Genomic DNA, 22,456 nt, shown 5'->3' on the forward strand with positions numbered 1-22,456 from the left:
CCATGGAAATGTTCACCGCTGCCGCTACAAGCGGCGATGGCCCGGCATCGCGCATGGACGCCAAGAACGGCCGCGCGTTGCAATGGCGCGAGTACGAACGGCGCGGCCCCGGCCTGTTTGTGTGCGTGGCCGAGCGGCACGGCCACAGGGGCTTCCAATTGAGCGTGGAGCAACGCCACACCACGCTGGCGGGTCGGGTGAAGTGCGTTCGGTGCCGCGATGCCTGCGCGCTGCTAGCCGCTGTTGCCGACCTCGCGCAGCGCATCGCCGCCACGCCGCCGCCGTCCCTGCGCATCACGATGGCCAACCACCTGGACAACGGTGTGACATGCCGCTGCGCGCTGGTGCTGCTGGCCGCCATGCAATCCGACGACGAACAACAGGAGGCCGCCTGACATGACACCCGATGCCGATTTCTACCAGTCCGAGGCGTGGCGCAAGGTACGGCGCGCCGTCATGAGGCGCGATGCGTTCACGTGTCTGTGCTGCGGCGCGGACGTGCGGCACGCTGGCGGCAGGCTGATCCACGTCAAGCCGCGCGCCACCCACCCGGAACTTGGGTTGGTCATGTCCAACCTGCGGTTGCTGTGCTGGCACTGCTACAGCACGAGCAAGCGCCCGGCCGATGTTGCGACCCATGCGGCTGCCGCTTGAATCCTACCCCGTGGCGCCACGAACGCCGCAAGCCAGTGGCTACCGGTCAACGACAGAAAAATCGCCCACAGCGCGTTCTGGCGCGTCCTGCGAGTCGCGCGGGCATCACGCGGCGGGGGGGGCGGTGGCGAAAGCGCCACGCAAGTGCGCCAGCGGGCCTCGCTCAGCAACGCGAAAAAAGTCCGAAAAATCGCCCCCCAAATCGGCCGACCATGCAATCTTCGTGAACTATCGCTATGGATCGCGCAATTTATACTAACTATCCTTGATAGTCGTTTGCAGAGTCTGCGAACGTATCCGATTTTTGAACAATTTTCTGCATTACTGAGGCAAGTCCGGTCTGAATCCGGGTAATTCTCCTGTTCGTCATTGAAACAATCTTCTTGCGGCAACAGTGTAGACACTATGGCGGATGCTTATCCAGGGACCATCGTCCAGCATGGAATACGCGGGGAGCTGATGTTCGCCCCGCATTTACAGCCCCCGGGGTATCCCCCGGTCCCCGGGGGCTTTTTTTTATGGTGACTGTCCAACGTACCGCAGTAATGACGGGTAAGCCTAGGCGCCGCCCACACGTGGAATATCGGCGCCGGCATCCATTGCCACCACGGCAACCAGCACCACCGCCGCAACAGCCGCTAACCCTAATCCGTGAACGTGGATGGGCCGGTAGAATCGGCCGTGCATCCTGACGAAGCCCGGCACCCCGTCGGGCGGGTACGCGGCAAGGCTTGGCACGGGGCGCATCTGCGCCACGATGCGAAGGCAACGGCTCGGGATGTGTTGCCCTTCGCGTCCTTCAATCGGTTCAATCGAATGGAGGATTTATGCGAGCCATCACGTTGTTTGTGGAAGACGGTTTTCCGCTGTCGCGCAAAGCTGCCAAGCATGTGGCAGGGGCAGTGCTGGACATGCTCGAAGCGCAGAAGCGGCAAGGGCTGGAAATCGAAGACCCGGTACAGGTCCAGTTCTACGCCAAGGCGTCCAAGCTGTTGTGCGGCGTCATGGCGGACGATGCCTTATGCCTTGGTGTCTTTGAATTGCAGCAAGTGCCGGGCGGGCATCGGCTCCGGCCGTTGTCCGAAGCGGAATTCTGGATGATTCACCGCGACAGCGGAACCATGCAATAACGGGAAGGGGCGACGGCTTGGGGCCGTCGCCCCTTTTTTCATGACATCGGGATTGCATGACGAAGGACGAACGCCGCGCCCCTGAACGCGAGCGTCACGCTACGACCACTTAGAGAAATCGAGATACTTTCCGAACACGCCCTTTGCGTCAGTCAATTGAGCACGAAGCCATTCGTCTTTCTTCGTGATTTCCTTTACCGCCCCGTCGGGATCGCCGGGTGTCAATTTTCGCTGCATTTGAGCCATTTCCAAGTAGGTCTTGCGTACCGTCTCAACATACGTCGCAACTTCAGGGCCAAACAGAAATCTTGCCGCCGCCGTGTCGTTGTTGAACGTGACGCAGTAGGGCGCCGGGTTGTGGAGGTTCTGGCCCCCTTTCTCAATGAAGAAAATCACCGCGTCGTAGATGGCAAGTCGTCTTTCGAAGAGATCGAAGTTCAGTTTCGCCTTGGCGACTCGGTACTGGCGCCATGCGATGAACCCGGCAACGCCACCGATGACCAGCGTAATGAACGCGACCGGCGCCCCTTTCAAAAGCTCGAAACACAGCGAATTTGGCTCGCACACGTTCTTTCCCCGGAATATTTGGTGTTCAAGACGCAAAGCCGGCAACGATCCACCCAAGCCCCCAAACAAAACCAAATCCTATAAGCCCTGCCGCGAGGAAAACGCCAGCCGCAACCCAGTCGGCTTCCCGCATTTCTGGCTTTGTTCCGCCGAAGTGTTTTTCCAGAATCTGAGTCTTTTGCTCCTCTGCTGCCAGGACGCGGCTTCCACCCATAAACCGTGTAAAAGCATCGTCTTTGTCTGTTGCGGTCGGCAGATTGCGCAGGTCATTTTCGATGCTATGGCCGACCTGCCTTTCATAGAGTGCGATTTGTTCGTCGCGGGTCAACGACCGTCGCTCCCCGCCCCAAGCGAATATCGCAGCGCCGACAATGCAGAACAACATCCAGACAACACCAAGCCCCCGCAGCGCCTTTGCAACGCGTGACAACCCTTCGTGCTTGCTCATGCTTATCTTTGGCTATTTTCGTAGTACAGATATTCTAAGGCTGGTGGCGAGCATGGGGGAGCGACACCGCAGGACCGCCGCTCGGCAAGCGGCCCGTGATGCCGGCGCCCGGCGCGCTGCTAAATCACAAGACCCCGATACAGCGCCCACACCGCGCAAAACGTGATGGCCGACTGCACCAGCGTGAGAACTGATTGAAGCTGCAAGGCTTTGCCGGCAAGCCGTCCGGTGCAAGCGAAATCCCCTTGGCGCATCCGCTTGACCGCCCACCGGATACCCCATTTGTTCAAGCCCCACGCGGACTTTTCCAACTCTGCCAGCAACACGTCTAGGTTAAGGGGCACACCGCCCATTGATTTAACGGCGCTGTCCCCTGCTTCGGCGCCGCCGTTCAGGGAACTTATAAACAGGGACACAAACTTTGTGACGATGGCGCAGACCATCGCGGCGAGGAACAGACGCACCAGCATGGGAAGCGTCGTCGGGGCAAGGTAGTCGGCCAACTCCCCAATCTTGCCGAGCATGAACGCCAGCACCGCAGCGTAAGCGGCCAGCATCCAGCCCGCGAACGCATCGATTTTTTCCGATCCTTTTGCGGACGACCGGACCATGAGTTTCCCAATCAGGATTATTTCTTGTGCCATGTTGTTTTTGCGGTGAACGCGTGGACCCGGGCAGCAATATATCAGCCCGGGCATGTCGCACCGTCAAAAAAGAACCGGGCCGCGCCGCGAGGCTGAACGACGGCCACGGTGTGCCCCGGGTCGGTAGCTGCGCCGTTGCGGCGCTGTGGCACGGGCAGACCCGGCAGGACAAAAAAGTGGGCGGTGTTACCCGCCCATGCTTTGGTGAAACGGCCACCGCGTGGCAGTGGCATTTTCAGTGTAGACGACCGACGCGTCGGCGCGCCGCCCCAGTACCGTAGCAGCCACATTAGCGAAACGGAGTAGAACCGTAGTAGAAGCGGAGTAGAACCGTAGTAGAATCGGCGCCGTGGCGTACCGGTTCCGTGCTTCGTAATGAGAAGGTCGGGGGTTCGATTCCTCTCTTCGGCACCACAGAATTCCAGGGCATCGCCCACACAAGCAAACCCGGACAGCATCACGCTCTCCGGGTTTTTTGTTGCCTGTGATCGGGCAAAGTCGGCGGTGGCAGCGGGCGCCCCAGCCGATGCGCCCACCAGTAACGGAAAGGATGGTCGAAATCGGGATAAAGCACCGGCTGGCTGAAGCAGCCGGCACGCTTCATCAGGAGGTAGGCAGCAACCATGGCCGCCCAAAAAACTAGCAGTTCCACGATAACGGCCACCCTTGGATTTACAGGTGGCTGTTTTCATTATAGGTAGCCGCCTACCCCAGGGGGACGATGGCGCACCCGTGCAAACCCTAGGGGCTGTTCCCTCAATACACATCCGGAACGATCATCTCCTTCGGCACCGGTTGCCGCACATAGTCCTCATGCCGTTCGCGCCCCGGCAGCACCACGCTGGGCGCCTCCACTTCCGCATAGGGCACCTGGCTCAGCAGGTGATGGATGCAGTTCAGCCGTGCGCGCTTCTTGTCGTCGGCCTGCACCACCCACCACGGCGCCTCGGCAATATGCGTGCGCTCGAGCATGATTTCCTTGGCCTTGGTGTAGTCCTCCCAGCGGCGCTGCGATTCCAGGTCCATCGGGCTCAGCTTCCACTGCTTGAGCGGATCGTGGATGCGGCTGAGGAAGCGCAGGCGCTGTTCGTCGTGCGTGATCGAGAACCAGTACTTGATCACCCGGATGCCGGAGCGCACCAGCATCCTTTCGAACTCGGGCACTGAGCGGAAGAACTCCTCGTACTGGTCGTCGGAGCAGAAGCCCATCACGCGCTCGACGCCGGCGCGGTTGTACCAGCTGCGGTCGAACAGCACGATCTCGCCGGCGGCGGGCAAGTGTGCCACGTAGCGCTGGAAGTACCACTGGGTGCGTTCGCGGTCGTTGGGCGCTGGCAGCGCCGCCACGCGGCAGACGCGCGGGTTCAGGCGCTGCGTGATGCGCTTGATCACGCCGCCCTTGCCGGCGGCGTCGCGTCCTTCGAAGATGATGACGATCTTGTGTCCGGTGGCTGCCACCCAGCTCTGCAGCCGCACCAGTTCGCCCTGCAGGCGGAACAGCTCGCGGAAATAGTGGCGGCGGCTGTCCTGCTCGGCCTCGTCGTCCAGGTGCACCGGATCGCCGAAGGCCTCGCTGGCTTCGCGGTCGTCCAGTTCCAGTTCGATCTCTTCGTCGTAGTAGTCGGCCACCTCGTTGTGGATGCGCCGCACCAGCTCTGCTTCGCCCGGTCTCATCTGATCTGCTCTCCCTGTGGATACAACGCGGTCGCGCCGATACTCGCATGCCGGTATTGCAGCCGCGTGAAAGCGGGGCAGGCCACCCGCCCTGCCCCGCCTTCCTGCCTGTCCCTGCAGATTACGCCAGTTACGCCGCCGGATTGATGTTGTGGTTGTGGCGGAACAGGTTGCCCGGGTCATAGCGCCGCTTCACCTCGACCAGCCGGTCGTAGTTGGGCCCGTAGGCCGCGCCGATGCGGTCGGTTTCTTCCTGCGTCAGGAAGTTCACATAGACGCTGCCCAGCGCGAAGGGCGCTGCCGCGCGGAACACTTCACGGGCCCAGCTGATGCACTTGTCGTCGTCAGCGGGCGCGTCCCAGCGCCCGTGCAGGTTCATGATGAAGTTGGCATCGCGGCTGGCATAGGCGGTCGCATCGGGCGCGACGCGGTTGGTCTGCCCGCCCATGGCGCCGATAAAGACCTCGCATTGCGGCGAGGGCAGCTTGCCGATCTGTTCGATCAGCATCGTGATCAGGCCGTCGTCCAGCCCGGCGAAGTTGTGCGATTTCCAGTAGTTGCGAGCGCCCGGTGTCAGCAATGGATCGAAGGCCTGCTGCCATGCCGTGAGCGGCATCGGGCCGAGATGCTCGCCATAGGGCGTGCCGAGCTTGCGCAACGGCTCGACCAGTTCGGGGCCTTTGTCAGGCGGGCCGATATAGCAGATCGCCAGTGCCGCGACCGGCTTGCCGTGCGTCTCGGGCGGCAGGAACGGCAGCGGCGGCGCCTGGCGCAGCACTACCCAGACGGTCAGCTCGTCAGGCATCGACTTGAACAGTTCACGGTAGGCCGGCAACACCGCGGCGGCCTGTTCCAGCGGATAGACGATCAGCCCGCCATAGATCTCGGGGCCGACCGGGTGCAGCCGGAACTCGAACATCGTCACCACGCCGAAGTTGCCGCCGCCGCCGCGCAGCGCCCAGAACAGGTCGGCGTTCTCGTCGGCGCTGGCGCGCACCAGCTTGCCGTCGGCGGTCACGACCTGTGCCGATACCAGGTTGTCGACGGTGGTACCGAACTTGCGGCTGAGCCAGCCGAAGCCGCCGCCGAGCGTCAGCCCGGCCACGCCGGTGGTGGAGTTGATGCCCAGTGGCGTGGCGAGGCCGAAGGCCTGCGCCTCATGGTCGAAATCGCGCAGCGTGGCGCCGGGCTCCACATAGCCGCGTTGCGCGTGGGGATCGATGCGCACGGATTTCATCTGCGACAGATCCAGCACCATGCCGTCCTCGCAGATCGCCAGCCCGCCGATATTGTGGCCGCCGCCGCGTATCGACAGCAGCACGCCATGGTCGCGCGCGAAGTTGACCGCGGCGATCACGTCGGCAGCGCCCGCGGCCTGCACGATCAGTGGCGGACGGCGGTCGATCATCGCGTTCCAGATGCGGCGCGCTTCGTCGTAGCCGCTGTCGTCCGGCTGCAGCAGGCGCCCGCGCAGCTGCGCCTTGAGTGCCTCAATGTGTTCCTGCGATGGCTGGGCCATAGTGTGCCTCCCGATGCTGGTTGGAAACATCGGACGGCGCGCGGCGTCTGGGTGCAGGGAAATGGCCACGAGGACCGATGACTAGATCATTTAAGGCAGTCACCGCTTGAATGTAAATGGGGCTCTGGCCCCACGCGCACAATCCCCATGGCAAGTGCCGCAACGCGTTCATGCCGCCCCGCCACCCTGCCGGCCTATCATGAATGAACAGCCGGGACGGCGCCCTCGCGCCGTCCGTCCGCACCATGAACACAGCCAGCCACCCTCCCCTGTTCCTGTGCGGCGACGTGATGACCGGGCGCGGCATCGACCAGATCCTCGCGCATCCGAGCCAGCCGCTGCTGCATGAATCGTATGTACATTCAGCGCTCGACTACGTGCGCCTGGCCGAGCATAAGGCCGGCCCGATCGCACGCCCCGCCGCGCCGGAATACCCCTGGGGCGATGCCCTGGCGGAACTGGAAAGCCGCGCTGCGCGGCCGCGCATCGTCAACCTGGAAACCGCCATCACCACCAGCGACGATGTCTGGCCCGGCAAGGCGGTGCACTATCGCATGCATCCGGGCAATGTCGCCTGCCTGCAGGCCGCCGGCATCGACTGCGCGGTGCTGGCCAACAACCATGTGATGGACTGGGGACGCGCGGGCCTGACGGATACGCTGGCAGCGCTGGACGGCGCGCATATCGCGCATGCCGGCGCCGGCCCCGACGAGGCAAGCGCGGCGCACGCCGCACTGCTGCCGCGGCCCGGCGGCGGCCGCGTGCTGGTGCTGGCCCTTGCCATGGAAAATGCCGGCACCCCCGCGGCCTGGCGCGCCAGCGCCGGACATTCCGGCGTGAACCTGCTGGAAGACTGGTCGGTGGCATCGCGCGAACGCATTGCCGCGCAGGTGCGCAAGTTCAGGCGTGCCGGCGACATCGTGGTGGTATCGATCCACTGGGGCCCGAACTGGGGCTACCACATCGACCCCGCGCAACGCTCCTTCGCCCGCGCGCTGGTAGAGGGCGGCGAAATCGACATCGTGCACGGGCATTCCTCGCATCATCCGCTCGGGATTGAGCTGCATGCCGGCAAGCCGATCCTGTACGGCTGCGGCGATTTCATCAACGACTACGAAGGCATCGGTGGCTACGACGAATATCGGCCGGACCTGGCGCTGATGGCCTTTGTCAGCTTCGATGCCGGCGGCAGCGCCGACCTGCGGCTGGTGCCGTTGCGGCGCAGCCATTTCCGTCTGGCCTACGCGCGCGAAGTGGATATGGCGTGGCTGCAGGCCATGTTTGAAGACGAGGGACGGGCACTCGGCACCCGGGTGGAGCGCAGCGGCTTGCATGAACTGCGTTTGCGGGCGGCATAAACCCCAGCCCATGAAAAAGCCCGCCGTTGCGGCGGGCTGCACGAAAGCCAATCGCCAGGCGTCAGTGGCGATGGATCATGTGATCAAACCATGTGCGCACTGACTGCTCCTGCTGCTGCAGCAGCGTCGGGTTCTTTTCCCGCAACATCCAGATGGCAAATGCGGCGCACGCAACGAGGGCGATCAGGACCAGCGCGGTAATCAAGGTCGCGGCCATAGCAACCTCCTTTGGGTAATGGTTGCACCTTCAGTGTAGTTCGCCTGGCAGCTGTCACGGAAAGCAGAAAGGCCAGCCTTGCTGGCTGGCCTTCCGGTTATTCCAGTGCCACGTGAGTTGGTTCCGTGTAACGCTTCCGCAGAGTGCTGATCCGCTTCTTCATTCACTGCCCGACTCTAGCTCTCTCGCCCATCCTGCGGCACCCCAGGACATAACTGCAGCATAGTACAAATCCCCGCGGATAACAGCGCGCGTTCAGTTGACGGCGATGCGGTCGTCGACCAGGCGGATCTGGCCGCCAGGCTTGTCTTCCATCACTTTGAGCACGCGGCTGCCTACCTGCAGCGTGACGCCGCCATGGATGCGGCGCGCGGCGTCGATCACGGCCTCGGCGGCCGGCTGCATCTGCTGCCCCAGTTCGGTCAAGCGTGCCTCCAGCTCGAACAGGTCACGCGACAGCTTGAACAGTGTCGCGCGCGCCTTCTCGCGCAGGTCGCCAACGGCCTTCTCGGGATGCTTGGCAAAGAAATCCACCAGCTGTTTGACCTTGTTCTGCTCTGCCAGCATGCCGCGGCGCTCGGCTTCCAGCGCGGCGCGCTGTGCGTCGGCAAATGGATTCAGGCCGACCTGGATGCTGGTGGCGGTGCCGGCCGGTGCGCCCAGCACCGCGGCGCGCACCGCCAGCAAGGCACGGCTGCGGCCGCCGCTGATGCTGCCCTGCGCGCCGGTGCCGCCCACCACGATGCGCTCGCCGGCAGCAACATCGCTCTGCCGGATGCCGCTTTCGACGTTGACCTCGGTGCCGGCCTCGACCACGGCGTTTTCGATAAAGCGCGCCTTCACCGCGCCCTTGCAGCGCACGCTGGCGCGGCTGATGCCGCCTTCGGTGCGGCCGGTGTCGGCCTTGCCGATGATGCCGCCCTTGACGATGACATTGCCGCCGGCCTCGACATTGGCGGCTTCGATGGTGCCCTCGACCACCACGTCGCCGCTGACGTTGACCGACATGCCGGTGCGGATGTCGCCCGACACGCGCAGCGTGCCGTCGAACGCCACGTTGCCTGAGTGCAGGTCGACCGATTCCACCTGCACCACGGGGCTGACCGAGATGCCGTGCACGCCCACCACCGGCGATCCTGCGATCACCGCGCGCAGCAGCTCCGCATCGTCGGCATCGGCGGCAGCGCCGGTCAGGCCTTCGGCAAAGGGCGGGTCATCGACCGGATCGGCGGCGACGGGCTTGCCAAATACGTCGACGCCGTCATTGCCGCGCACCGCCGGAACGCGCCGCATCAGCGGCGTGCCGGGGCTGACCAGCAGCAGGTTGCCCAGGTCGCGCAGGTCGACCTTGCCGGCCTCGTCGTCAGGCTGCGCCGGCTTGCGCGGTTCGAGCAGGTTGATGAAGCGCGCCGGCTCACCCTGGCGCGGCGCGACGCCGGCGGCAATGGTGCGCAGCTCGCAACGGCCTTCGGCCAGCGCGGCGTCCAGTGCCAGGGTCTGGATCGGCGCCACCACGCCGCGCGCCGCCGCGGCGCAGCGGATGTCCTCCGCGCCGACCGGACGGCCGCCTTCGGCTGGCAGCAGCGTCAGCCGCACGGCCAGGCCGTCGGCGGTGATGTCGAGCTCGAACGCGCCGTCGATCAGCGCACCGATGGTGGCATCGATCTCATGCTCGGCGCGCTGGCATTGCGCCAGGAACTGCGCCACCGCGCGCGCATCCAGCCGCGCCCCGGCCCAGCCCAGGCTGTCCAGGCATTGGCGCAGGCTGGCCTGGTCCGGCGGCAGCCTGCCTGGCTGCGGCGTGTAGCGCGCATGCACCTGCTCGCCTGGCTCGGCAAGCTCCAGGCGCAAACCCGACTCATGCGTCATGCGTCCCCTGAATCGTCTTGTGCAGCCGCGCGGCGGGTGCCGGCGCTCCGCTTGTTATCGATCCATAAACCAACGGCAGCAGCGCGGAGAACTTTAGCGCACACCTTGCCGCGTCGGCCGGGCTGCCATCGCCTTCGTGGAGAAGCCTGGGGGACGATCCGGACGATGTCCGGGCTATTTGACCGAGACCACCTCGATGGTGCCGGTCTGGCCGTTCTGCACGACCTCCTGCTTCATGACCAGGCCCATGTCGGGGCAGTACCAGTCCGTAACGCTGGCGCTCGCCGGCGGCACCGACACGGTGTGGCCCGCCACCGTGACCGGCGCCATGGTCGTGCTGCGCTCGTAGCGGACCGGCCAGCAGGATTTCTGGCCGAGGCGGGTGGGGATGGTCGCGCGCTTGCCGACGACCTTGCCGCCGATGGTGACCTTGGCGGACGGGATCCTGGCCTGGCCGGCGCTCTGGCCGGCGGCGGTCATCTGCAGGTCCATGCGCACCGTCTGCGATTCGCCCGGCAGCCGCTGTCCTTCCGCTTCAATGACGCCGCCATAGGCCAGGGTCCCGACCGCGCTGCTGTCGAGCATGCCCGATGCCGTGCCGGCGGCGCTCTTGCCCTCGACCTTGCCCGGCGCGCCGCCGCGCGAGATGGTCAGGCGGTCTTCGATCACCGCCATGGTGTAGTCCAGCCGCGTCTCGTTGCCCGAGCCGGCCGCGGCCACATTCGACACGACGCTGATATTGGCATTGCACTGGCCCTTGCCCGACTTGCGCACGCCGGACACGGACATGGTCGCCGTGCCCGGCGCACCGCCCTGCATGGTCATGCGGATCTCGCCGCCGTCATGCATCCACGGCGCATCGCAAACGCCGGCCGCTGCGGCTGCCGGCAGCAGCAGCGCAGCGAAGGCCACGCTTGCGCCAAGCGCCGTGCGGCGGTCCAGGGATTGCCGCGCGCTAGCGCGGTCGGAATTCTTCGGCATCTGTCGCCTCTCCATTGGTCAGTTCAGCAAAGCACCGGCAGTCAGTCCTTGCATTGCGGCATGTCGCGGAAGCTGTCGCGCACCGTCGCACAGGACTGCGCCAGGCCATCCTTGTCGGAGACGTCGGCCCAGCGCGTGCGGATCGATTCCAGCTCGCCGGGCAGCCCGTCGCGCAGGGTCTGGGCGGCCGCGGCCTGCCCCGATTTGTCGAGCTGGGCCGCCATGTTCTCGGTGCAGGCGCGCTGCGCGGCCTCGGCTTCCTGGCAGGCCTTCGGCAAGGCATCGCTGGCCGCTACGGAACGCCCTTCTTCCTTGCCACAGCCGGCAACGGCCAGCGCCAGCATGACCGGCAGGCAGGCACGCGGAATCCAGTACGACATCATGACTTCTCCTTTTTCTTCACCGCGGAGGCGGGGGGTTCTGATACGAGACAATGGCAAGGCCGCCGTGCTGCGCCGGCGACGCCGGCTGGCGCAAGGGCGCCGCGGCGCTGCCGTCCTGGCCGCCGCGCAAGCGCGCATAGCGGCCCAGCACCTGCGGCACGTAGGCCTGGGTCTCGGCAAACGGAGGGATGCGCGACCCGTGGCGCAGCACCGCGCCTTCGCCCGCGTTGTAGGCGGCCAGGGCCAGGCTGGTGTCGCCGTTGAAGCGCGACAGCAGGCCGCCCAGGTAGGACGCACCGGCCTGCAGGTTCTGGGCCGGGTCATAGGCATCTGTCACGCCCAGCATGCGAGCCGTGGCCGGCATCAGCTGCGTCAGGCCGATGGCGCCCTTGTCGGAGGTGGCTTGCGGGTTCCAGCCCGACTCCACCTCCACCATGGCCATCAGCAGATGCGGGTCCACCGCCGCGGCCTGCGCCGCGCGGTGCGCGAGGGCAACCAGCTCAGAGGGTGGGGACTTGGCGCTGACGACCGCGGCCTTTGCCGCCGCCAGCGTTGGCAGCCCGATAAACGCCCGCGCTGGCAATGCCGCGGGCGCCGCGGTGGACGCCAGCCGTGCCGGCGCGGCGCTGCGCGACGTGAGGAAGGTCACGCCGCTGCCGCGGTCGGCATGCATCACGATCTCGGCGCCGGCCGGCACCGCGCCCGCCACCAGCATTGCCGCCACCACACCGCGCGCCGGCGCGGCCACGAGCGCAGGCATCACTGCTTGGCCAGCTCCACGCGGCGGTTCTGCGCGCGGCCGAACGGCGTGTCGTTGGGCATCAGCGGATGGGTGGCGCCATAGCCCTTGGCATCGAGCCGGTCGGCGGGCACGCCGGCGCTTTCCAGATAGCGCCTGACGGCGGCGGCGCGGCGCTCGGACAGCGGCTGGTTGCGCGCGTCGCCGCCGGTGCTGTCGGTATGCCCCTCGACGCGCAGGCGCCAGTCGGGGTGCGCCAGCACCGCCTTGGCGGCACGGTCCAGCAGCGGCCGGGCCGCCGCGCTCAGCACGTCGGAATCGGTTTCGAAGTTGACGCCGTAGAGCTGCACGCGGCCCGCGCCTTCCAGCGCCTGGCCGATGGGATCGGGGGCGGCCTCGGCCTTCGGGAAGCACGGCGGCGCCTTGTCCGCCAGGCGCCAGCCGCCGGCCTCGCGCACGCTGTCGAAGGTGCGGGCATCGCCCTTCACCAGCGCCGCGTAGGCATGGCTGCCGTCGGGGCTGAAGGCCATGGCGCCCTTCTCAGGCGCGCCCTCGGTGGTGCGCCGGAAGGCCAGCAGGGCGCCGTTTTCCAGCCCGCCGGAAATCGTTCCCAGCACCTGCGTGATCTTCATCTGCTTGTTGCTGTAGTCGCCTTCCACGTAACAGCCTTCCACCGCGGCGCCGTCTTGGTGCAGCAGCACGTAGCCGGACGAACCGAATTCCACCGGAAACTGGTAGATGCCGCCCACCTGGCGCACCTTGTCGGCCGCGGCCTCGGGCTTGCCGTAGGCCATGAACTGCTGCAGGCCGATCTGGCCCTCGTCCTGGTCGCCCGGCCAGCGGTTGCCGGTAAGCGTCAGGCGCAGGGCCCCGGCCTTGACGGGCTGGGCCAGCGGCACGCGGGTATCGTAGCCGTCCTGCCCCGGCAGGTCCGCATCGTAGATCACGGTCCAGGGGCCTTGCGTGCCGCCGGCCGAGGCTTCGACGCGGGCATGGCGCGCATTGCTGCGCGCCCCGGCATCGGACAGGCCGCGGAAGCGCAGCACGTCGACGGACGAGGCCTGCGCCAGCGCAATCACCAGCTCCTGCCGGCTGCCGTTGCGCATAAAGCCGGCATGGTCCGGAATCTCATTGAGCAGCGGATACCACGAGCGGTCTTCCTTGTCGCGGTTGACCACGAACGCGCCCGACCACAGCCCGGCAACGTTGGTTTGCGCGGGCGTTGCCGGCGCCGATGCCACGGGCTGCGCCGATGCCGCTGCAGGCGCGGGCTGCGCATCGCCTTGCGCAGCGGCGCTGTCAGCAGGCTTCTTCTTGCAGCCCGCCAAGGCCAGCAGGGCCACGACGCCCAGGCCAATGGCGGCCTTGCGGGTCGTCAGTCCAAACGTCATTCCCTTCAAGGTACTTCCCCTTCTTCTTTTTGTGATGCCGGCCTGTCCGGTACGCGCCTCAATGCGGGGCGCGCATCAGCATGTCGATCTTCTGCAGCCGCACGCGGACTTCGCGCTCCAGCGGCACCAGTGTTTCCGGGCTGGCTCCGGCCTTGCTGGCGCGCGCGTAGTTCGCGATCGCCTCGTTCATGCCGCGCTGCTCTTCGGCCAGCGCACGCTTGACCAGCTCGCGCTCATCGCTGGCCGCCACGCTCGGAATCGCCGCCTGCGCGGCCCCCGCGACGGCGGCCTGCGCCAGGGCGGGCGCGTTGCCGCGTGCGGACGGTGCCGCTGCCTGGGGCGCGGAAGCCGCCGGAGCCCGCGCTGCCGACGCCGGCACGGCGCCGCTCACCGCCGGCGGCGCACGCCGCGTGGTGATGATCTGCACGCCTTCGGAGCGAGAAACCTCCATCGCCGCCAGCGCCGGTTGCGGCACGAACCCGAGGTTACACAACAACAGCAACGCCAAACAACCCCGCTTCGGCAATTTTGTCGACCTTGTCGATTCTGGCATCGGTGTCTTCGGGCATATCCCGGCAAATTTTCACAAATACTTACAAAAACGGCGACTGCGGATGCGTCAGTTGCCGCGATACGGCGATTGCATCCGCACGATCGCCTCGGACTCGAGCGGGATGCGCCATTCCGACGCCAGCGTGGCCCGTCCGGTGCAGAAATTGGGCGTGGTCGGGACCTCCATGCCGCGGTACGAACCGGTCGCAACAAAATTCCGGATGCCGTTGACCAGCGAGTAGATGGTGCGGTCGGCAAACGGCACGAACATTTCGTAGCAGTACGTGACCCGGATCTTCAGCAGGTTGGCGTCCTGGATATTGACGCCAGAGGACGGCCCCGCGCTGGTGGCGCGGTACATCAGGCTGTCGTTGGGGATCTCCCGCGTGGTCTTGCCGGCGTAGTAGCCGCTTCGCCCGAAATCCTGCAGCGCCGCCGGCGTCGGGTTCAGCACGTCGATCCTGGCCTGGGTGCGGGCCTCGAACTGGGCCTTGGCATAGCCGGTGGCATGCGCGGTACGGTCGGCGGAGCGCACGAACAGCGGCGTCAGCCCCAGCGCCAGCCCCTTGCGCATGCTGGCCAGCCGGCCGTGGTCGACGGCGCCTTCGCGCGCGGCCTGCAAGGCGGCGTGGTCTAGCGTGGCCTTGGCCTGGTACAGCAGCCCGAACTGGATCACGCCCAGGCACAGCAGCAGCAGCGCCGGCGCGATGATCAGGAATTCCACCGCGGACTGTCCCCGTGCCCCGCGCCGCGCCGCGTGCTTTTGCTGGTGCGTCATGGCCCCTCCTCCCGCAGTTCCAGGTTCTGGCCCGGCGCAATCCCCAATGCCGCCGCGCGCCCCGCGCCGAGCTCAAGCGTCTGGCGCGCGCGCCAGTGGGCACGCACGCGCAGGCGTCCCACGCACGGGTGCACCGCCAGCACGCGCTGCCGCTTGTCGAGAAACACCACGTCGATCGCCATGCGCATGCCAAAGGTGTGGACTGCGCCGCAGGGGGACAGCAGCAAGGCTTCGTCCGGTGCCATCGAATCGCGGCTGAGCAGCCCCGTCATGCGTTCGCGCGCAGTGGCCGCCACCGACACGCGCACGCCGGTGTCGAGCGTGCTGTGGCCGGCCTGCAGGTAGAGGCGCGCCTGCCTCACAGCAGCCCTTCCTGCATAAACTTCATCACGATCGGGAAGCCAAGCACGATAAAGGTGACCGGGAAGATAAACACCACCAGCGGAAAGATCAGCTTGACCGGCGCTTCCATGGCCTGCTTCTCCGCGCGCTGGAAGCGCTCGGTGCGCCGCTGCTCCGACTGGAAGCGCAGCGTGGCGGCCAGCCCCGAGCCCATGCGCTCCGCCTGGATCACGGCACCGACGAAATTGGTGACCTCCTTCACGCGCAGGCGGTCATCCATGCGGCGCAGCGCATCGGCGCGGCTCAGGCCCGACTTCAGGTCGCGCAGCACGTGCTCGAACTCGCGCCGCAGCGGGCCCTCAGGCCCCTTCTCCACCGCCTGCAGCAGGGCGCCGTTGATGTTCAGGCCGGCCTCTACGCTCAGTGTCAGGAAATCCAGAAACACCGGCAGGTGGCGCGTGACCTGCAGCAGGTTGCGCTTGCGCACGTCGCGTAGCCAGATGCGCGGATAGAAGAAGCCCAGCGCGCTGGCGGCAAGCAGCAGCAGCGGCGAGAACACGCCCAGCCCCAGCATGGCTATGCCCGCCAGCAGGCAGAACGCCAGCGCCGAAACGATCGACAGCGACAGGAACTGGCGCGCCGTCATCAGGAACGACATGCCCGTCAGGCGCAGTTGCTCGTCCACCGCGGCGCGCAGCGACTTCGGCGTGATCCAGACGAGATGGTGGTCGAAGAAGCGCACCACCGGCCAGACCGCGCGCAGCGACGGCGGCAACGGGTCGAGGTAGTCGCGCGCCTCGTCGGGAACGGCCACGGTGAGGCGGCGCATGGCCATGGTGGTGGCGGCGAGCACGCCGACCAGGCCGGCGGCAAGGGCGAAGGCAACAACAAGCATCATGGTCGGCCCCGGTCAGACATCGATATGGGTGATCTTGCTGATCGCCTTGTAGCCAAGCAGCTCCATCACCGCGATCACGGACAGCGTGCCCCAGCCGATCGGCGAACTGAACAGCGGTGCCATCGCCACCGGCTCCATGTGGTTCAGCACCACGATCAGGAACAGCGGCAAGCCCGTCATCACCAGGCCCTGCATCTTGCCCTGCGCGGTCAGCGCGCGGATCTTGCCTTCCATCTGATGCTTCTCGCGCAGCGTGCGCGCCACCGACTCCAGCGTCTCGGCCAGGTTGCCGCCCACCTCGCGCGAGATCGTGATGGCCGCGGTCACCATCAGGAAGTCGGGCACTGGAATGCGTTTTTCCATATTGCGCAGCGCGTCCATCAGGTCCACGCCAAGCCGGACTTCGCGCATCAGCAGGTCGAACTCCTGCGAGATCGGCGGGCGCGACTCCGCCACCACGCTTTCCAGCGCCATCGGGAAGCTGGCGCCGGCGCGCAGCGCGCTCGACATCATCAGCAGCGCGTCGGGCATCTGGTCTTCGATGGCCATCAGGCGCTTGCGCTGCATCTTCTTCACCAGCGCGCGCGGCAGCAGCAGGCTCACCGGAATGCTGAGCATCGCGAAGAACACGTTCTGCGATACCAGCCAGGTCAGCAGCGGCAGCGCGAACACCGCCACCACCGAGATGCCGGCCACCTGCCGCATATTGATGAAGATAAAGAGATCGGCCAGCGAGGCCTCGACCTCGGTCGCCAGCGTCTGCGTATGCCGCACGAACCAGCGCTTGCCCTGCGACAGCACTGCCCACGCAATCAGCACGGTCATCAGGAAGGCGCCGCACAGCACCAGGGCAAGGTTCATATTGCCTCCTTACTCGTCGCGGGCGGTGAAGATGCCCGTATTGACCTGGATGCCGCGCCGGATCAGGTCCTGGTAGAAATCCGGGATATACGAGGTCGCGACATAGCGCCCCTTGACCTTGCCGTCGGCACCGTAGCCTTCCTCGCGGAACATGAACACGTCCTGCAGCTGCACCACGCCCGTTTCCATGCCGCTGACCTCGGTGATATGCGTCACGCGCCGCGAACCGCAGGAGAAGCGCGTCTGCTGCACGATCACGTCGACCGCCGAGCAGACCTGTTCGCGAATGGCCTGCACCGGCAGGTCCAGCCCCGCCATCAGCGTCATCACCTCAAGACGCGACAGGCAGTCCCGCGGCGAGTTGGCGTGGGCCGTGGTCAGCGAGCCGTCATGGCCGGTATTCATGGCCTGCAGCATGTCCAGCGCTTCCCCGCCCCGGCATTCGCCGACGACGATGCGGTCCGGGCGCATGCGCAGGCAGTTCTTGACCAGGTCGCGGATCGTCACCGCGCCCTTGCCTTCCATATTGGGCGGCCGCGCCTCCAGCGACACCAGGTTGGGCTGCGACAGCTGCAGCTCGGCCGCATCCTCGACCGTGACGATGCGTTCGTCATCCGGGATGAAGCTGGACAGCACGTTCAGCAGCGTGGTCTTGCCTGAGCCCGTGCCGCCGGAGATCACGATATTGGCGCGCCGCTCCACGGCGGTGCGCAGGAACTCCAGCATCTCGGGCGACAGCGAGCCGAAGCCGACCAGGTCTTCGCCCCTGAGCTTCTTGCGCGAGAACTTCCGGATGGTGATGTTCGGCCCCTTGAGGGCGAGCGGCGGGATCACCGCGTTCACGCGCGAGCCATCGGGCAGGCGCGCATCGACCATCGGCGAGCTTTCATCGATGCGCCGTCCCAGCGGCGCGACGATGCGCTCGATGGCGCCCAACACGGCGCGGTCGTCGGTAAAGATCACCGGCGAACGCGTCAGCCTGCCGGCGCGCTCGACAAAGATCTCGTCATGGCAGTTGACCATGATTTCCGAGACCGCGTCATCGTCCAGCAGCTCTTCGAGCGGACCCAGCCCGATCACTTCGTCAAAGACGCTCTGCTTGAGCGCGTCCAGCGGGATCTCCTGGCTGCGGAACACGCTCTCCTTGAGGATGTCGTCGAGCAGCGAGCCGACCAGTTCGCATAGCTCGTCCTCGGCCATGCGCGCGACGTTGACGCGGCGCAGGTCGAGCGCAGCGATCAGGCGCTGGTGCGCCTGCTTGCGCAGTTCCACGCCGCGCGGCGAGTTGATGGGTGCGCGCAAGGCCTCGTCGAGCGGCGCCACCGGCGCAGGTTTGGCGGCCACCGGCGCTGGCTTCGGCGCAGGTGCCGGCGGCCTGGGTGCGGGCACCGCTTCGCGCGGCACCGGCACGCTTGCCTGGGGCGATGGCGACAGGGTCACCGCCTCCCGCGGCGGCGACGGAGGCGGCACAGGCATGGGCACCGGCACCACCGGTTGAGGCGCCGCGGCATCCTGTGGTGGTTGGGCGTGGTGCTGCTGCGGCGATGGCTGCGCCGCCACGCCCGCTCCCGCTCGCCCCGGCTCGGCCACGACGGACAGCACGAAGCCGCCGATCTCGATCTGGTCGGCCGCCGCCAGCGGGCCATAGCGCGTGACCGGGTCGCCATTGATCAGCGTCGAGGCAATGCCGCCCTGATCCTCGATATACCAGCCGCCGTTGTGTCCTTCGATGCGGGCGTGGACCTTGCCGATCAGCAGGCCCTTGAGGACGATGTCGCAGCCGGGATCCTTGCCGATGGTACAGCCCGGCCCCTTCACATGGATCACCTCGGCGCTGCCATTGCGCTGCTGCAGGCGGATATTGAGCATGGCCGGATCAGCCTCCGTTCATCGGATCGACGCCGGGCGGGGGCAGCGGCGGCCGCTTCTGCTCCATCACTTCCTGCTCACGCACGGCATTCGCAGCGGGCAGCGGGCTTGGCTCGCCGAAGCGGTGGCGGTAGTTGGCATCGACATCCGCGCCACGCTGCAGCAGCGCGGCGTTCTCCGGGCTGGCCGGGTCATAGACGACCGGGGTGACAAAGATCACCAGGTCGCTCTTGTTGTTGCGGAATTCGTCGGAACGGAACAATCGCCCGAGGATAGGGATGCTGCCCAGCAGCGGCACCTTGTCGACGGCCTTGGATGCGTCGGCATTGACCAGCCCCGAGATCGCCAGCGTTTCGCCCGCGCGGATCGAGGTCTCGGAGGTGGTGCGGCGCGTCAGGAAGGCCGGGAAGCCGCCGAACGATACCGACGGGTCGATCTGGCTGATCTCGGTTTCCAGCGTGGTCGAGATGACATTGTCGACGTTCACCGCCGGGCGGATGTTGAGCTTGATGCCGTACGGCTTGTAGTCGACGTCGGTGGTGCCGAACGCGCCGGCCTTGGGAATCGGCACTTCGCCGCCGGCCAGGAAGGTGGCCAGCCCGCCGCTCTTGCTGTTGAGCTCCGGCGCGGCGAGCACGTAGGCATCGCCATCGGAAATGGCCAGGTTGATGCGCGAGAAGATGGTCGTGGCAATGCCGAGATAGAAGCCGCTGGCGGCGCCGGCCACCTGGCTCGGGGTATCGGTGAAGGTGGCCGCATCGGTGGACGGCAGCGTGCGATAGCGCCCGGTGTGCACCGGATTGCCCGCGAACGCGATCTGCGGGCCGTTGAAGCTCTGCTGCCAGGCAATGCCAAGCTTCTCCATGCCGCGCCGGGTGATCTCCATGATGTGCACCTTGAAGTGCACGGTCTTCTTCAGCGCATCGCCCTCGTCGGCGCGCACCAGGTTGACCACGCTGTCCAGGCCCGAGGTGGCGGTCTTGATCAGCGGCACCATCTGCGGATCGACGATGCCCGACAGCACCACGCTGGGACCGACCACCTCGATCTTCAGGCCGCGCACGCTGCCCAGCGACGCCCGCAGGCGCTGGGCCACGTCGGCGGTATCGGCCGGCGCCACGCGCAGCTTGCCCTGCAGCGCCACGCCGCGCTCGTTCCAGACGATCAGGCTGGTGGTGCCGATCTCCTCGGCCAGCAGCAGCAGGCGGCCGTCGACCACGGTGCTGCTGACCAGCGCGCCATTGCCGATGGCCACGCGCTTGATGGTGCCCGGCACCTCGAGCGCGCGCACCTCGCCCTTGAACAGCTCGATCGCACCAAAGCGCGCCGGCAGCTCGTACGACGGCGGCTGCGCGCCTGTGCGGGCCGCGGTGGTCACGGGCTCGGCGGCCCAGGCTCCCGAGGCCAACGCTGCTGCCGCCAGTGCTGCCATACCCCCGCGCACCGCATGGCGCGCCCCCTTACCCGTTTTCCCGTCCGGTGCTCCGTGTACCGTGACCGCCTGCAGGCGCCCGGCGATGCCGCCGCGCTGCGCGAAAGACCCATCCATTGCGTGTTCCGTCAGTTGGTGTTCTGGATAATCCGATGTCGTGCACCGCCGCGCTCAACGCGAGGCCGGCCGGCCCGCCATGGCGTTGGCGGCGTTGGCAACGGCGCCCTGCTGGGCCTGGGCGATGCCGCCCGCGGAACCGCCCATGGACCCGCCATTGGCCAGCGCCGAAGAAATGGCGTTGCCGATGTCCTGCGCGGTAGGCAGCTTGGAGATCATGTTGGCGCCCGCGGAACGGCCACCGACGATGTATTCGATGGCCGCTTCGTCGCCACCGGCGAAGAGCGCGTGCTCGCTGACCGCGATCTGCGGGGTCGCGGTCTTGTCGGCCGCATTGCGCAGCACCGCGCGCAGGCTGCCGACCTTCTGCGCCAGCGCCAGCCGCGCCGCCTGTTCGGGCGACACCATCAGCGTGAGGCTGTCGTAATCCGGGTTGGTGTCCACGCCCTCCGCGCCTTCCGCGGCCTGCGCCGCCATGGCTTCGCCATAGTCGCGCGGGCGCACGTCCTGGCCGGTGGCCAGCACCAGCATGTCCGACATCAGCAGCCGCGCGGTCTGCTTGTCGGTGCCTGCCGCAGTGGGCGAGGTGGAGCTGATCAGGAACAGGTCGACATGGTTGCCAGGCTTGAGCATCTTGGCCGTCGAGTTGACCATGTCGACCTCGATGGTGAAGGCGCGCTTGCCGGGCTTGAGCAGGTCGGAGAAATCGCGCGACTGCAGCGCTTCAACGTCGGCACGCCGCACCGGCTGGCCCTGCCGCACCTGGCGCACCAGGCGCAGGTTCGCCACCTTGTCGAAGCTGCTCGCCAGGATCATGTCTTCGTAGACCAGGTCGGCCGGAATCTCCCGTGCCGCGAAGCCATTGCCGTCGATCACCGTGCCCGGCGCGGCGTTGCGCACCGGCACCATGACAGCCACGCGGCGGCCCTCGTTCAGCTGCGCGGCCAGCTGCTCTTTCAGTGCCGCTTCGCGCCCGCTCAGGAAGTGGTAGATCCACAGTGTCAGCAGGCCGGCGACCAGCACGGCGATGACGAGGACGACCCAGGGATTCCCGATGATTGAATGAATCTTGATTTTCTTCAGCATGAATGTGCTTGCAGTAGCCAGACGCCGCCCGCTGGCGGTGCGTCAGGGAAGTGACAGGGAAAAGCTGTATGCCTGAAAGAAGGACCTGAACGCCGCGGCCAGCATGCTGATGACCGAGTTGTCGCCGCCGGCGACCAGCACGGCAACGACCAGCAGCGTGATGACGATGTATTCGAACGCGGCCTGCCCGCGCTGGCGCCTGCTACGGATTGCCATCGCGCTACTCCGGCCGCGCCACGGTGATCACCGCGTCGGTCTGGCCGGCGCGGTCGACAAAGGTGGCATCCATGCGTTCCTGCTGCCGCTGCATGGCCAGCGTGAGGCCCTCGATGCGGCCCGAACCGTCGGCCACGGGCGCGGGCATCTGCACCACCGAACTCCAGCCCTGCGCCGCCAGCCGCTCGGCGGCGCGCTGCCGCGCCGCCTGCGCGTTGCCGGGCAGCCGGACCACCAGGGTGCGCCCGCGCTGGCCGCGGTCCGTGCTCTGGACATCCGACAGGACCTTGGCGCCGGGCGGCAGGCCCAGGTCGCCCAGCCCGGTGCCGGACGCCACCGGCGCCAGCTTGCTGACCGAGAAGATGCCCGCCACATGCCCGCCCGGCGCGGGCCTGGGCTCCAGCGACAGCACATAGTGGCAAAGCCCGTCGATCGCGCTCAGCACGTACTGGCCGCCGGCCCGCTGCCCGCGCGCCGGCACGCCTTCGCGCGTCCAGTACTGGCGCCACGCGTCCGAGACCGCTTCGGCGGTGCCGGCGAACTCCATCGTCAGCACCCGCGTGGGCAGGCCGTTGACCACCATGTCGGTGCCGACCGCATGCGCCCTGGCAGGCGCAACCGGCTGCCGCGTGCAGTCCGTCGCGGTCGCTGCCGCCGCGGACCAGGCGAGCGCGGCCGGCAGCAGCGCGGCCAGGCAGCGCATCAGCACGCCATGCATGCAGGCTTTCATC

25 protein-coding genes are annotated in these 22,456 nt (G+C 66.8%); 4 read left to right on the plus strand and 21 right to left on the minus strand.

Going from position 1 to position 22,456, the window contains the following annotated elements:
- Positions 1 to 2: 2 nt before the first annotated feature.
- The 3 genes from AC3WRR_RS16485 (at position 3) to AC3WRR_RS16495 (ending at position 1,784) form a co-directional block, all read left to right on the plus strand.
- Positions 3 to 395 carry a hypothetical protein gene (locus AC3WRR_RS16485; RefSeq protein WP_492297486.1) on the plus strand — a complete coding sequence of 131 codons (393 nt, stop codon included), beginning with the start codon at positions 3 to 5 and terminating at the stop codon, positions 393 to 395.
- A 1-nt stretch (position 396) separates the two neighbouring features.
- Positions 397 to 654, plus strand: a complete 258-nt coding sequence (locus AC3WRR_RS16490) for an HNH endonuclease (protein WP_492297488.1) — start codon at positions 397 to 399, stop codon at positions 652 to 654.
- Positions 655 to 1,481: 827 nt separating this feature from the next.
- A complete protein-coding gene (locus tag AC3WRR_RS16495) occupies positions 1,482 to 1,784 on the plus strand; it encodes a hypothetical protein (RefSeq protein WP_492297489.1) in 303 nt (100 codons plus the stop codon).
- Positions 1,785 to 1,883: 99 nt separating this feature from the next.
- On the opposite strand, the gene AC3WRR_RS16500 is transcribed toward AC3WRR_RS16495, so the two are convergent.
- The 5 genes from AC3WRR_RS16500 to AC3WRR_RS16520 all read right to left on the minus strand — a co-directional run bounded on the left by AC3WRR_RS16500 (position 1,884) and on the right by AC3WRR_RS16520 (position 6,636).
- Positions 1,884 to 2,351 carry a hypothetical protein gene (locus AC3WRR_RS16500; protein ID WP_492297491.1) on the minus strand — a complete coding sequence of 156 codons (468 nt, stop codon included), beginning with the start codon at positions 2,349 to 2,351 and terminating at the stop codon, positions 1,884 to 1,886.
- Between the two features lie 25 nt (positions 2,352 to 2,376).
- A complete protein-coding gene (locus AC3WRR_RS16505) occupies positions 2,377 to 2,799 on the minus strand; it encodes a hypothetical protein (protein WP_492297492.1) in 423 nt (140 codons plus the stop codon).
- A 119-nt stretch (positions 2,800 to 2,918) separates the two neighbouring features.
- The gene (locus tag AC3WRR_RS16510; protein WP_492297494.1) at positions 2,919 to 3,443 is read right to left on the minus strand and encodes a hypothetical protein; all 525 of its coding nucleotides are present in this window, start codon (positions 3,441 to 3,443) and stop codon (positions 2,919 to 2,921) included.
- A gap of 756 nt (positions 3,444 to 4,199) precedes the next feature.
- Positions 4,200 to 5,117, minus strand: a complete 918-nt coding sequence (ppk2, locus tag AC3WRR_RS16515) for a polyphosphate kinase 2 (RefSeq protein WP_439671441.1) — start codon at positions 5,115 to 5,117, stop codon at positions 4,200 to 4,202.
- Positions 5,118 to 5,247: 130 nt separating this feature from the next.
- Positions 5,248 to 6,636 (minus strand): FAD-binding oxidoreductase, encoded by a 1,389-nt coding sequence (locus AC3WRR_RS16520; protein ID WP_010809184.1) that lies wholly within the window; start codon positions 6,634 to 6,636, stop codon positions 5,248 to 5,250.
- A gap of 245 nt (positions 6,637 to 6,881) precedes the next feature.
- Between AC3WRR_RS16520 and AC3WRR_RS16525 the strand changes: the two genes are divergently transcribed.
- Positions 6,882 to 7,994: a CapA family protein gene (locus tag AC3WRR_RS16525; RefSeq protein WP_167686574.1), complete on the plus strand. Its 1,113-nt coding sequence runs from the start codon at positions 6,882 to 6,884 to the stop codon at positions 7,992 to 7,994.
- Between the two features lie 61 nt (positions 7,995 to 8,055).
- Here the strand turns inward: AC3WRR_RS16525 and AC3WRR_RS16530 are convergent, their stop codons facing one another.
- The 16 genes from AC3WRR_RS16530 to AC3WRR_RS16605 all read right to left on the minus strand — a co-directional run bounded on the left by AC3WRR_RS16530 (position 8,056) and on the right by AC3WRR_RS16605 (position 22,455).
- Positions 8,056 to 8,211, minus strand: coding sequence for a hypothetical protein (locus tag AC3WRR_RS16530; RefSeq protein WP_010809186.1), 156 nt, complete (start codon positions 8,209 to 8,211; stop codon positions 8,056 to 8,058).
- A 255-nt stretch (positions 8,212 to 8,466) separates the two neighbouring features.
- Positions 8,467 to 10,080: a flagellar assembly protein A gene (locus AC3WRR_RS16535; protein WP_010809187.1), complete on the minus strand. Its 1,614-nt coding sequence runs from the start codon at positions 10,078 to 10,080 to the stop codon at positions 8,467 to 8,469.
- 174 nt (positions 10,081 to 10,254) lie between these two features.
- Positions 10,255 to 11,061, minus strand: coding sequence for a hypothetical protein (locus tag AC3WRR_RS16540; protein WP_010809188.1), 807 nt, complete (start codon positions 11,059 to 11,061; stop codon positions 10,255 to 10,257).
- Positions 11,062 to 11,102: 41 nt separating this feature from the next.
- Complete coding sequence (locus tag AC3WRR_RS16545) at positions 11,103 to 11,444, minus strand: hypothetical protein (protein WP_492297496.1); 342 nt, start codon at positions 11,442 to 11,444, stop codon at positions 11,103 to 11,105.
- A gap of 16 nt (positions 11,445 to 11,460) precedes the next feature.
- Entirely contained in the window at positions 11,461 to 12,204 is a 744-nt protein-coding gene (locus AC3WRR_RS16550; protein ID WP_010809190.1) for a lytic transglycosylase domain-containing protein, read from the minus strand.
- On the minus strand, positions 12,204 to 13,574 hold the full coding sequence (locus AC3WRR_RS16555) for an OmpA family protein (protein ID WP_439669013.1): 1,371 nt from the start codon (positions 13,572 to 13,574) through the stop codon (positions 12,204 to 12,206). Before AC3WRR_RS16555 ends, AC3WRR_RS16550 begins: the two co-directional genes overlap by 1 nt.
- A gap of 58 nt (positions 13,575 to 13,632) precedes the next feature.
- The gene (locus AC3WRR_RS16560; RefSeq protein WP_492297498.1) at positions 13,633 to 14,025 is read right to left on the minus strand and encodes a hypothetical protein; all 393 of its coding nucleotides are present in this window, start codon (positions 14,023 to 14,025) and stop codon (positions 13,633 to 13,635) included.
- Positions 14,026 to 14,193: 168 nt separating this feature from the next.
- Positions 14,194 to 14,904: a TadE family protein gene (locus AC3WRR_RS16565; RefSeq protein WP_010809193.1), complete on the minus strand. Its 711-nt coding sequence runs from the start codon at positions 14,902 to 14,904 to the stop codon at positions 14,194 to 14,196.
- On the minus strand, positions 14,901 to 15,266 hold the full coding sequence (locus AC3WRR_RS16570; protein WP_492297500.1) for a DUF192 domain-containing protein: 366 nt from the start codon (positions 15,264 to 15,266) through the stop codon (positions 14,901 to 14,903). The genes AC3WRR_RS16565 and AC3WRR_RS16570 overlap by 4 nt, the downstream gene beginning before the upstream one ends.
- Positions 15,263 to 16,144: a type II secretion system F family protein gene (locus tag AC3WRR_RS16575; protein WP_010809195.1), complete on the minus strand. Its 882-nt coding sequence runs from the start codon at positions 16,142 to 16,144 to the stop codon at positions 15,263 to 15,265. Before AC3WRR_RS16575 ends, AC3WRR_RS16570 begins: the two co-directional genes overlap by 4 nt.
- A gap of 12 nt (positions 16,145 to 16,156) precedes the next feature.
- The gene (locus AC3WRR_RS16580) at positions 16,157 to 17,005 is read right to left on the minus strand and encodes a type II secretion system F family protein (protein WP_011614826.1); all 849 of its coding nucleotides are present in this window, start codon (positions 17,003 to 17,005) and stop codon (positions 16,157 to 16,159) included.
- 9 nt (positions 17,006 to 17,014) lie between these two features.
- Entirely contained in the window at positions 17,015 to 18,874 is a 1,860-nt protein-coding gene (locus AC3WRR_RS16585; protein WP_010809197.1) for a TadA family conjugal transfer-associated ATPase, read from the minus strand.
- Between the two features lie 7 nt (positions 18,875 to 18,881).
- Complete coding sequence (locus tag AC3WRR_RS16590; protein ID WP_010809198.1) at positions 18,882 to 20,423, minus strand: type II and III secretion system protein family protein; 1,542 nt, start codon at positions 20,421 to 20,423, stop codon at positions 18,882 to 18,884.
- Between the two features lie 54 nt (positions 20,424 to 20,477).
- Complete coding sequence (cpaB, locus tag AC3WRR_RS16595; RefSeq protein WP_011614823.1) at positions 20,478 to 21,509, minus strand: Flp pilus assembly protein CpaB; 1,032 nt, start codon at positions 21,507 to 21,509, stop codon at positions 20,478 to 20,480.
- Between the two features lie 42 nt (positions 21,510 to 21,551).
- Complete coding sequence (locus AC3WRR_RS16600) at positions 21,552 to 21,725, minus strand: hypothetical protein (RefSeq protein ID WP_010809200.1); 174 nt, start codon at positions 21,723 to 21,725, stop codon at positions 21,552 to 21,554.
- 4 nt (positions 21,726 to 21,729) lie between these two features.
- A complete protein-coding gene (locus AC3WRR_RS16605; protein WP_011614822.1) occupies positions 21,730 to 22,455 on the minus strand; it encodes a hypothetical protein in 726 nt (241 codons plus the stop codon).
- Position 22,456: the final 1 nt, after the last annotated feature.

The organism is Cupriavidus sp. FW305-3-2-15-C-LB2 (assembly GCF_058787575.1).

Bases quoted from the DNA above. Each gene is read 5' to 3' on its own strand.
- AC3WRR_RS16485 (WP_492297486.1), top strand. From the start codon at position 3: ATGGAAATGTTCACCGCTGCCGCTACAAGCGGCGATGGCCCGGCATCG.
- AC3WRR_RS16490 (WP_492297488.1), top strand. From the start codon at position 397: ATGACACCCGATGCCGATTTCTACCAGTCCGAGGCGTGGCGCAAGGTA.
- AC3WRR_RS16495 (WP_492297489.1), top strand. From the start codon at position 1,482: ATGCGAGCCATCACGTTGTTTGTGGAAGACGGTTTTCCGCTGTCGCGC.
- AC3WRR_RS16505 (WP_492297492.1), bottom strand. From the start codon at position 2,799: ATGAGCAAGCACGAAGGGTTGTCACGCGTTGCAAAGGCGCTGCGGGGG.
- AC3WRR_RS16510 (WP_492297494.1), bottom strand. From the start codon at position 3,443: ATGGCACAAGAAATAATCCTGATTGGGAAACTCATGGTCCGGTCGTCC.
- ppk2 (WP_439671441.1), bottom strand. From the start codon at position 5,117: ATGAGACCGGGCGAAGCAGAGCTGGTGCGGCGCATCCACAACGAGGTG.
- AC3WRR_RS16520 (WP_010809184.1), bottom strand. From the start codon at position 6,636: ATGGCCCAGCCATCGCAGGAACACATTGAGGCACTCAAGGCGCAGCTG.
- AC3WRR_RS16525 (WP_167686574.1), top strand. From the start codon at position 6,882: ATGAACACAGCCAGCCACCCTCCCCTGTTCCTGTGCGGCGACGTGATG.
- AC3WRR_RS16530 (WP_010809186.1), bottom strand. From the start codon at position 8,211: ATGGCCGCGACCTTGATTACCGCGCTGGTCCTGATCGCCCTCGTTGCG.
- AC3WRR_RS16535 (WP_010809187.1), bottom strand. From the start codon at position 10,080: ATGACGCATGAGTCGGGTTTGCGCCTGGAGCTTGCCGAGCCAGGCGAG.
- AC3WRR_RS16540 (WP_010809188.1), bottom strand. From the start codon at position 11,061: ATGCCGAAGAATTCCGACCGCGCTAGCGCGCGGCAATCCCTGGACCGC.
- AC3WRR_RS16545 (WP_492297496.1), bottom strand. From the start codon at position 11,444: ATGATGTCGTACTGGATTCCGCGTGCCTGCCTGCCGGTCATGCTGGCG.
- AC3WRR_RS16550 (WP_010809190.1), bottom strand. From the start codon at position 12,204: ATGCCTGCGCTCGTGGCCGCGCCGGCGCGCGGTGTGGTGGCGGCAATG.
- AC3WRR_RS16555 (WP_439669013.1), bottom strand. From the start codon at position 13,574: ATGACGTTTGGACTGACGACCCGCAAGGCCGCCATTGGCCTGGGCGTC.
- AC3WRR_RS16560 (WP_492297498.1), bottom strand. From the start codon at position 14,025: ATGGAGGTTTCTCGCTCCGAAGGCGTGCAGATCATCACCACGCGGCGT.
- AC3WRR_RS16565 (WP_010809193.1), bottom strand. From the start codon at position 14,904: ATGACGCACCAGCAAAAGCACGCGGCGCGGCGCGGGGCACGGGGACAG.
- AC3WRR_RS16575 (WP_010809195.1), bottom strand. From the start codon at position 16,144: ATGATGCTTGTTGTTGCCTTCGCCCTTGCCGCCGGCCTGGTCGGCGTG.
- AC3WRR_RS16580 (WP_011614826.1), bottom strand. From the start codon at position 17,005: ATGAACCTTGCCCTGGTGCTGTGCGGCGCCTTCCTGATGACCGTGCTG.
- AC3WRR_RS16585 (WP_010809197.1), bottom strand. From the start codon at position 18,874: ATGCTCAATATCCGCCTGCAGCAGCGCAATGGCAGCGCCGAGGTGATC.
- AC3WRR_RS16590 (WP_010809198.1), bottom strand. From the start codon at position 20,423: ATGGATGGGTCTTTCGCGCAGCGCGGCGGCATCGCCGGGCGCCTGCAG.
- cpaB (WP_011614823.1), bottom strand. From the start codon at position 21,509: ATGCTGAAGAAAATCAAGATTCATTCAATCATCGGGAATCCCTGGGTC.
- AC3WRR_RS16600 (WP_010809200.1), bottom strand. From the start codon at position 21,725: ATGGCAATCCGTAGCAGGCGCCAGCGCGGGCAGGCCGCGTTCGAATAC.
- AC3WRR_RS16605 (WP_011614822.1), bottom strand. From the start codon at position 22,455: ATGAAAGCCTGCATGCATGGCGTGCTGATGCGCTGCCTGGCCGCGCTG.